Here is an 8,791-nt window from a genome sequence, read left to right on the forward strand (position 1 = left end):
CGGGGAGCCCTCCGGCTCGGCGGGCGGCTGGCCGAAAGCCTTGACCTGGCGGACGCCGAGCCGCTCCAGTTCTTCGGCCAGCCCGTCTCCGGCCAACAGCAGCGGCACACCCATCGGTACCGACTCGGCAGCCGCGGCAGCTATGGCCTCGGCGTCGCCGGGAGGCGCGACGAACGCCACGGGACTGGAGTCAAACAACGCCTGGCTGGCAGCGAGCGATGCTTCGGCGTCGGATCCGGCAAGCACCTGCGGATCGGCGGCACCGGCCCTCAACTGCACGCGATCCGGGGCAGCCTCTGTTGACGCTGCCGATGATGGCGGATCCTGCGCCTCGCCCGGCGCGGTGCAACCGGCGAGTGCAACAGCAGCCGCCAGGACGGCGGCGGCGCCGGTCCTGAACCGGGGCCTGCGGCCCATCGTCTCCGCCCGGGCGGTGCCCCAAAGGCTCGCTGCGGTGCGGACTGTCCGCGGTGCCGTGCTCACGGGTTGTGGCTCCCTTCGCCGGTTCCGGCCAGTCTAACCACGGCGAAGGGCCGGGTTCCAACCATCGGCGGGCGCGCCGCGCACACAGGCCTGCCGCGCACCCGGGCGAGCACCGCCGTCGTGCCGGATCAGGGAGACGGCGGTTTCGCCGCGGCGCCGCCGTGACGGCGGGATCAGCCGAAGATGTTGACCGGTTTGACGATGTCCGCGTAAATCAGCAGCGCGCCCATGCCCATCATCACCACGGCCACCACGTAGGTCAGCGGGAGCAGTTTGGCGATGTCCACCGGCCCGGGATCCGGGCGGCGGAACAGCTTGGCGAAGCCGCGGCGGATGGCTTCCCAGAGCGCGCCGGCCACGTGCCCTCCGTCGAGCGGCAGCAGCGGGATCAGGTTGAACACGAACAGCGCCAGGTTGACCGAGCCGACCAACCCGATCAGCGAGGCCGCCCGCGCCTCGAAGGGAATCTCGTCCATCGCGCTGATCTCGCCGGCAATCCGGCCCACGCCCACCACGCTCATCGGCCCGTTCGGGTCCCGCGGAGCATCGCTGAAGGCGGCCTCGGCCACGTCGGCCAGCCGCTGCGGCAGATGGAGCACCACGCCGGTGATCGCCTGCAGGTTCTCCCCCACGGCCGGGAGCACGTCGCCGGCCGGCTGCGGTACCAGCGCGGTGGTGGCGCCCATCCCCACGAAGCCCGCCTGCTCCGTCACCGGCTCGCCGTCGCCGTCGAGCAGCGGTTGCCCGGCGTCGTCGTATACCGGGCGTTCGGTGAGGATCGGGGTGATGGTGGTGGTGATTTCCCGGCCGTCGCGCTGCAGGGTGATCGGCGTCTGCTCCCCCGCCGCGTCCCGGATCCAGGTGGTCAACTGGTACCAGTCGGTGACCGGCCTGCCGTCGAAGGCGGTAACGGTGTCCCCCGGCCGGATCCCCGCCGCCGTGGCGGGAGCCTCCGGATCGCTGGGCAGGCAGTCGGTCTGTCCGGTTTCGGCGGCCTGCGACGCCGGGACCACGCATTTATTGACCTGGGCGATGGTGGTGGTCGCCTCGGCGGTGCCGAAGCCGACCAGCACGATGCCGATCAGGACCGTGCCGATGACCAGGTTCACGAACGGACCGCCGAGCATGATGATGATCCGTTTCCAGACCGGCAGCTTGTAGAACATCCGGTTTCCGTCGCCGGGCTGCAACCGCTCGGCTTCGGCCTGCCGGGCGTCGTTGGCCAGTTGCTGGAACATGCCGGTGCTGGACCGGCGGACCGCGACGCCGCCGTCGACGCCTCCGACGCCTCCGACGCCTCCGCTACCGCCACCGCCGCCCCCGTCCTTGGCCGGCGGATACATGCCGATCATCGAGACGTAGCCGCCGAGCGGGATGGCCTTCACGCCGTATTCGGTCTCGCCGCGCCGGCGGGAGAAGAGGGTCTTGCCGAAGCCGACCATGTACTGGGTGACCCGCACCTTGAACAGCTTGGCGGGCAGCAGGTGGCCCACCTCGTGCAGGGCGATGGACACGGCGATGCCGACGGCCACGAAGAGGACGCCGAGAATGAAAAGCAGAATGGTCACAACATAGCCAAACGTTCGTGGGCCCGCGAGCGTGCCCAGTCCTCTGCGGCCAGCACTGCGGCCACGGTCAGTTCACCGGACGGCGCGTGCTCGTCCACCACGGCAGCGACCGTCTCCACGATCTCGTCGAAGCGGATCCGGCCGTCGTGGAAGGCGTCCACGGCTTCCTCGTTGGCCGCGTTGTACACGGCCATGAAGGTCCCGCCGCGGCCGGCCGCCTCCTTGGCCAGCCGCACCGCACCGAAGACCTCCTCGTCCAGGGGCTCGAAGGTCCAGCTGGTGGCCTGGCTCCAGTCACACGGCTGCGCGGCGCCGGGCACCCGCTCCGGCCAGCCCATGCCGAGCGCGATCGGCAGGCGCATGTCCGGCGGCGAGGCCTGCGCGATGGTGGATCCGTCGGTGAACTGCACCATCGAGTGCACCACCGACTGCGGGTGCACCACCACGTCGATCCGCTCCAGCGGGACGTCGAAGAGCAGGTGCGCCTCGATGACTTCCAGCGCCTTGTTGACCATGGTCGCCGAGTTGGTGGTGACCATCCGGCCCATGTCCCAGGTGGGGTGGGCCAGCGCCTGCGCCGGGGTGACATCGCGCAGCTCGGCCCTGCTGTAGCCGCGGAACGGCCCGCCGGAAGCGGTGACGATCAGCCGTTCCACTTCGGCGGCCGTGCCCGAGCGGAGCGCCTGGGCCAGCGCCGAGTGTTCCGAATCCACCGGCACGATCTGCCCGGGCCGCGCGGCCTGCTTGACCAGGGGCCCGCCGGCAATCAGGGACTCCTTGTTGGCCAGTGCCAGCAGGTGGCCCGCACCGAGCGCGGCCAGCGTGGGGGCCAGTCCAATGGACCCGGTAATGCCGTTAAGCACGACGTCGGCGTCCGGCCAGGCGGCAATCCTCGCCGCGGCGTCGGGGCCGGCAAAGAGCTCCGGCGAGTAGCCGGACACCCCGGCGTCCGCCGCGGCGGCCTTGATGGCCGTTGCCAGTTCGTCCACCGTTCCGGCGGCGGTTCCGACGGCCTGGGCCCGGGTGTGGACCGCCTGCCGGGCGGCCAGTTCCACGTTGCCGCCGGCGGCGAGCGCCGTGACCTCGAAGCGTTCCGGGGCCGCGTCCACGACGTCGATCCCCTGCGTGCCGATCGAACCGGTGGACCCCAGCAGCACTACCCTGCGTCGGGCGGGAAGCGGGGCGGCGCGGGGCGGGTCTCGGAACTCCATGCGCTCAATTATCCAGCACCGGCGGTCCGGCCACGGAGCACGGGCTGTGCGGCGTCCAAGTTACCCCTTGACTTCGAGATCACCGGTTATACGGGGTGATCTCGAAGCCCTCCCCTGACCTGGTGGCGAGATCACCGGTTATATCCCCTGACCTGGTGGCGGGATCACCCTTTACGGCGGGTCATCTCGACGACAACCCCCGGCCGCGCGAACCTGCTCCTCGCCCGCCGGACGTGGCACCGGGTGCAGGGAAAATCTGCCGGTGCAGGGTTTGTGGGCCCTGCACCGGCAGCGGAACCCTGCACCGGCGTCGATGCCAGCGCCTCGGCGCACCCCGGCGAGCGAATCGCCGACTGTCGCGACCCGTCGCCGCGGCGCCGGCTACCCCTGCTTGACCGCCAGCACGTTGCAGGAGGCGCCCAGCAGGATCGTTTGCGCCGTGGAACCCATCACCAGCTTGCCTACCGGCGTCCGGTTGCGCACCCCGATGACAATCAGGTCCGCCCCGGACTCTTCGGCGGCGTCGAGCACGTCGTCGGCGGCCAGCCCGTCCGAGATGCCGTGCCTGATGCTGAAATCGACGCCGGCCCCCGCCAGGACCGATTCCAGCCGGGTGACGTCGGCGGCGTCGGCGTAGGTCGGGTCCACCAACCGGTCCGCCCGGGTGGTGTTGACCACCAGCAGCTTCGCCGACCGGCGGCCGGCCTCGTCGATGGCGGCGGCCAGTGCGGCGTCGCCCAGAGCGTTGGGAACATACCCCACCACTATCGTCGTCATGCGCTGACCTCCTTGCCTTGGGGGTTCTCGTCGTCGAGCATCGCCGATTCCATCACGCGCTGGCGCTTCTTCAGCCAGAAGGACAGCACGAAGATGACGACCAGCGCGACGTAGATGCCGGCCGAGATCGGGGTGGACACCAGCGCCATCGGATCACCCTGGGAGATGGCCAGCGAACGCCGCAGCTGGCTCTCGAAAATCGGCCCCAGGATCATGCCCACCACGAGCGGGGCAATCGGGTAGCCGTACCGGCGCATGAAGAAGCCCAGCACGCCCACCACCAGCAGCACGAACACGTCGACCGGGGTGAAGTTCACCGAGAACGCGCCCATGGCCGCGAAGACCAGGATGCCGGCGTAGAGGTACGGCCGCGGGATCTGCAGGATCTTCACCCAGATGCCCACCAGCGGCAGGTTCAGCACCAGCAGCATCAGGTTGCCCACGTAGAGGCTGGCGATCAGCGCCCAGACCAGGGCACCCTCGACCTCGAACAGCAGCGGCCCGGGCTGGATGTTGTAGCGCTGGAAGGCCACCAGCATCATCGCCGCCGTCGCCGTCGTCGGAATGCCCAGCGTCAGCAGCGGAACCAGCACGCCGGCCGCGGCCGCGTTGTTGGCCGACTCCGGCCCGGCCACGCCTTCGATGGCGCCGCGCCCGAATTGCTTCTTCCGGGCGCCGCGGGCCAGTTTCTTCTCGGACGCATAGGACAGGAAGGTGGCCACGTCGGCGCCGCCGGCCGGCATGGTGCCGATCGGGAAGCCGATGAAGGTCCCGCGCAGCCACGGCTTCCAGGACCGCCGCCAGTCTTCCTTCTTCATCCACGACGTCCAGCCGCCGGTCACCGGGATGACCTTGACGGGCCCGTGCCGCAGCCGGGACGCCACATACAGCGCCTCGCCCAGCGCGAACAGCCCCACGGCCACCAGCACGACGTCGATCCCGTCCGCCAGGAACGGGCTGCCGAAGGTGTAGCGCTGCTGGCCGGTCATCAGGTCCACGCCCATGAACGCCATGAACAGTCCCAGCCCCAGCGAGGCCAGGCCGCGCAGCACCGAGGCGCCCAGCAGCGCGCCCACAGTCAGGAACGCCACGACCATCAGGGCGACGTACTCCACCGGACCGATCTGCACGGCGAATGCGGCCACATAGGGCGCCACGAAACTTAGCAGCACCGTGGCGACCGTGCCGGCAATGAAGGAGCCGATCGCCGCCGTCGCCAGCGCCGCGGCACCGCGGCCGGCCTTGGCCATCCGGTTGCCCTCGAGCGCGGTGACGATGGACGCGGATTCACCGGGCGTGTTCAGCAGGATCGACGTGGTCGAACCGCCATACATGCCGCCGTAGTAGATGCCGGCGAAGACGATGATCGCGGCCGTCGGCTCGAGGCTGTAGGTGATCGGCATCAGCAGGGCAACGGTCATCGCCGGCCCGATACCCGGCAGAACGCCCACCGCCGTTCCGACCAGGACGCCGCCCAGGGCGTACAGCAGGTAGATCGGCTGCATCGCCACGGAGAAGCCCTCCAGGAGGGCGTAGAAGTTATCCATTGAGGAACGGCACCCCTTCGAGCACGCCGGCAGGCAGCGAGACGCCGAGGAGCCCGGCGAACGCGAACTGCAGCAGCAGCGCCATGACCACCCCGACCACGGCCGCACGCCACAGCGGCTTGGCACCGAGCGCCCACGCCGCGCCGATGAACAGCACCGCCGCGGCAACCGGCCAGCCGAGCGGCACGATCAGGAAAATATGAACGACGACGGCGCCCGCCATCTTGGCGACGGTCAGCCAGTCCGTCTTGACATCCGGATCGATGTCTTCGCCCTCTTCGGCCTGGCCGGTGACGCCGCGCAGCAGCTGCACGATCAGCCCGGCACCGACCGCCACCAGCAGGCCGGAGACGATGTACGGCAGCGCCCGGGGCCCGATGTCGCTGGCCGAGTCGGGCGTTTCAATCCCTGCCCCGGCCACGAAGCCGACGATCCCGATGCTCAGGATCACGGCCGCGAAGATTATTTCTCCGAGCGGCTTGCCCGGGGCGGCAGTGCCGCCCCGGACCGCTCCAGTAGTGGAAGAGGCCATGATTACTTCACGAGACCGATATCCGTCAGGGTCGCGGTGACTGTCTCGATGTCCTCCGTCAGGAAGCTGGCGAATTCTTCGCCGGCCAGGAACGCGTCACCCCAGTTGTTGGTGGACAGGGTTTCCTTCCACGCGTCGGTTTCGTGCAGCTCGGTCATCAGCGCCGTGAGCTTCTCCGCCTGGGCGTCGTCGATGGACCCGGGAGCCACCACGCCGCGCCAGTTGGTGAGCACCACGTCCATGCCCTGCTCCTTCAGCGGCTTGACCTCGGGCAGCTGCGGCGCCGCCTCCGGGCCGGAGACCGCCAGGGCGCGCAGCTTGCCGGCCTTGACCTGCTCCGCGTACTCGCCCACGCCGGAGATGCCGGCCGAGACCTTGTTGCCCAGCAGCGCCGCCAGCGATTCCCCGCCGCCGGAGTACGGGATGTAGTTCAGGCTGTCGGCGCCGATTCCGGCTTCCTTCAGCATGAGGCCGGCCAGGATGTGGTCGGCGCCGCCGGCGGACCCGCCGGTGATGGAGACGCCCTTGCCCTTGGCCTTGACGTCGGCGATCAGGTCGTCGATCGTCTGGTACGGCGAGTCGGCGGGAACGACGACGACGAGCGGTTCTTCGGTGAGCCGGGCGATCGGCGTGGTGTCTTCGATCCGGTTCTTCGACTTGTTGGTTTCCACGGCCCCGACCATGACGTACCCCATCACCATCAGGGTGTCCGGGTTCTGTTCGGTGGCCAGCTTCGCCAGCCCGTTGGTGCCGCCGGCGCCGCCGATGTTGACCACCGAGGCGCTGGAAACCAGGTCGTTCTCCTGCAGATCCTTTTGGATGGCGCGGCCGGTCTGGTCCCAGCCGCCGCCCGGGTCTGCCGGGACAATGATGTTGAGCTTGTCGATGCCGGCTTCTTCGGCACCGCCCCCGCCGCCACCAGTGGAGCCGCAGGCGGCCAGGACCAGGGCGGATGCTGCCGCGGCGGCCACCAGGGCCGAACGGCGTCTCATCGTACGGTCGAGCTTCATGTAGGTTCTTCCTCCTCCAGCCGGCGTGATGGGCATCACCATGCCGTGCGCCCCAGCGTAGGGACCGGTGCGCCGCGCGGGAAGAATGCGGTCATTGTGGCCGTATTGGTCATTGTGGTCACGACCGCGCCCCGCCCTCCGGGGCATCGGATAACAGCTGCAAAGTGGCGCAGCTAACAGCGTGCGAAAATGGTGGTGTGTTCCAATCCCTGTCGCTGCGGACCCAGCTGTTTGTGCTGCAGCTGTCCATCCTGCTCGCCGTCGTACTGGTGGCCGGCTCGGTCGCCATTTCGATGCAGGAGCAGCAGATCCGCGACGCCTACGAGGGACGGATGATCGGCGTGGCACGCTCGGTCGCGCAACTGCCGTCCATTGTGGACGCCTTCGACGACGAAGACCCCAGCGAGACCATCCAGCCGATCGCCGAGCTCATCGCGCAGTCCACGGGCGTGACCTATGTGGTGGTCACGGACGACCGCGGGATCCGCTACTCCCACCCGAACCCGGCGTTGATCGGGCAGATGGTTTCCACGGACCCGTCGATCCCGTTGTCCGGCGAGACGTTCGTCGGCCGGCAGACCGGCACGCTGGGCGAGTCGTGGCGGGTGAAGGTGCCCGTCTATGACCGGTCGGGCGGCACAGTGATCGGCACCGCGTCGGTCGGCACCTTGGAATCGACGCTGCGCGATGACCTCAACGACGACTTGCCCGTTCTGCTGGCCTGGCTCATCGCGGCGGCACTGGTCGGATCGGCCGGCGCGATCTACATCTCGCGGCTGGTGTGGCGGCGGATCTATCAGCTCGAGCCGGAGGAGATCGCCGCCCTGCTCGAAACGCGCGACGCGATGCTGCACGGCATCGGCGAGGGCGTGGTCGCCGTCGACGACCGCGGGCGCATCGCCTTGCTCAACGATGAGGCGAAACGACTCCTGGAGGTCTCCGATACCGCATTGGGCCAGCCAGCCACCACCATCCTGGAACCGGAGCTGGCAGCAATGCTCGCGGCCACCGGCGGCGCCGACGAAACGGTCCTCGCCGGTGAACGGGTGCTGCTGGCCCGGGCCAACGCGGCCACCGTGGACTCGCGACGTGTGGGCAGCGTCCTCATCCTGCGGGACCGCACCGAACTGCACCAGCTGCTGCAGGATTTGGACGGCGCACGGGATGTCACCCAGGCCCTGCGTGCCCAGGCGCACGAATTTTCCAACAAGATGCATGTGATCTCCGGCCTGCTGGAACTGGGCCGCGCGCAACAGGCGGTGGACTTCATCTCGCGTTCCGGCCACGGCGGGTCGGTGGTGGCGGGCGAACTGGCCCCGGGTATCACGGACCCGGACGCGGCCAGCCTGCTGATGGCCAAGACCACCATCTGTGACGAAAAGGACATCAGGTTGCTCATCGATCCGGCGTCCGAGCTCGCCCCGGACGGCACCACCGATGCGGTCACGGTGCTCGGGAACCTGATCGACAACGCCATCGAAGCCGTGGGGATGCAGGGAACCATCACCGTCGCCGTCGCCAGCGGCCCGGCCGGCTGCACCATCACGGTCGCGGACGACGGCCCTGGCATCCCGGCGGAGGAATACCACCGCATCTTCGAGCCGGGCGTCTCGGGCAAGGAGGCCGCGCTGCCGGGCAGCCGGGGGTTCGGCCTCGCGCTGGT

General features: G+C 69.3%; 7 protein-coding genes and 1 pseudogene. 1 reads left to right on the forward strand and 7 read right to left on the reverse strand.

What is annotated here, in order from left to right:
- From AC5RV2_RS11560 to AC5RV2_RS11590, 7 genes and pseudogenes are all read right to left on the reverse strand, one after another.
- A pseudogene (locus tag AC5RV2_RS11560) lies at window positions 1-483 on the reverse strand (hypothetical protein); the annotation flags it as partial.
- Window positions 484-656: 173 nt separating this feature from the next.
- The gene (locus AC5RV2_RS11565; protein ID WP_494092450.1) at window positions 657-2,051 is read right to left on the reverse strand and encodes a M50 family metallopeptidase; all 1,395 of its coding nucleotides are present in this window, start codon (window positions 2,049-2,051) and stop codon (window positions 657-659) included.
- The gene (gene dxr, locus AC5RV2_RS11570) at window positions 2,048-3,262 is read right to left on the reverse strand and encodes a 1-deoxy-D-xylulose-5-phosphate reductoisomerase (protein ID WP_494092451.1); all 1,215 of its coding nucleotides are present in this window, start codon (window positions 3,260-3,262) and stop codon (window positions 2,048-2,050) included. Before dxr ends, AC5RV2_RS11565 begins: the two co-directional genes overlap by 4 nt.
- 381 nt (window positions 3,263-3,643) lie before the next feature.
- A complete protein-coding gene (locus tag AC5RV2_RS11575) occupies window positions 3,644-4,039 on the reverse strand; it encodes a universal stress protein (protein ID WP_493977715.1) in 396 nt (131 codons plus the stop codon).
- Window positions 4,036-5,586, reverse strand: a complete 1,551-nt coding sequence (locus AC5RV2_RS11580) for a tripartite tricarboxylate transporter permease (protein ID WP_494092452.1) — start codon at window positions 5,584-5,586, stop codon at window positions 4,036-4,038. The genes AC5RV2_RS11575 and AC5RV2_RS11580 overlap by 4 nt, the downstream gene beginning before the upstream one ends.
- Window positions 5,579-6,118 carry a tripartite tricarboxylate transporter TctB family protein gene (locus tag AC5RV2_RS11585; RefSeq protein ID WP_494092453.1) on the reverse strand — a complete coding sequence of 180 codons (540 nt, stop codon included), beginning with the start codon at window positions 6,116-6,118 and terminating at the stop codon, window positions 5,579-5,581. Before AC5RV2_RS11585 ends, AC5RV2_RS11580 begins: the two co-directional genes overlap by 8 nt.
- A gap of 2 nt (window positions 6,119-6,120) precedes the next feature.
- A complete protein-coding gene (locus AC5RV2_RS11590; RefSeq protein ID WP_494092454.1) occupies window positions 6,121-7,128 on the reverse strand; it encodes a Bug family tripartite tricarboxylate transporter substrate binding protein in 1,008 nt (335 codons plus the stop codon).
- A 197-nt stretch (window positions 7,129-7,325) separates the two neighbouring features.
- Between AC5RV2_RS11590 and AC5RV2_RS11595 the strand changes: the two genes are divergently transcribed.
- Window positions 7,326-8,791: ATP-binding protein (locus AC5RV2_RS11595; RefSeq protein WP_494092455.1), on the forward strand; the 1,466-nt coding region annotated here is incomplete at its 3' end.

The sequence above is a fragment of the Arthrobacter sp. Y3225116 genome, from assembly GCF_059091245.1.

Coding starts and splice junctions, on each gene's coding strand:
- AC5RV2_RS11585 (WP_494092453.1), bottom strand. CDS start 6,118: ATGGCCTCTTCCACTACTGGAGCGGTCCGGGGCGGCACTGCCGCCCCG.
- dxr (WP_494092451.1), bottom strand. CDS start 3,262: ATGGAGTTCCGAGACCCGCCCCGCGCCGCCCCGCTTCCCGCCCGACGC.
- AC5RV2_RS11575 (WP_493977715.1), bottom strand. CDS start 4,039: ATGACGACGATAGTGGTGGGGTATGTTCCCAACGCTCTGGGCGACGCC.
- AC5RV2_RS11580 (WP_494092452.1), bottom strand. CDS start 5,586: ATGGATAACTTCTACGCCCTCCTGGAGGGCTTCTCCGTGGCGATGCAG.
- AC5RV2_RS11590 (WP_494092454.1), bottom strand. CDS start 7,128: ATGAAGCTCGACCGTACGATGAGACGCCGTTCGGCCCTGGTGGCCGCC.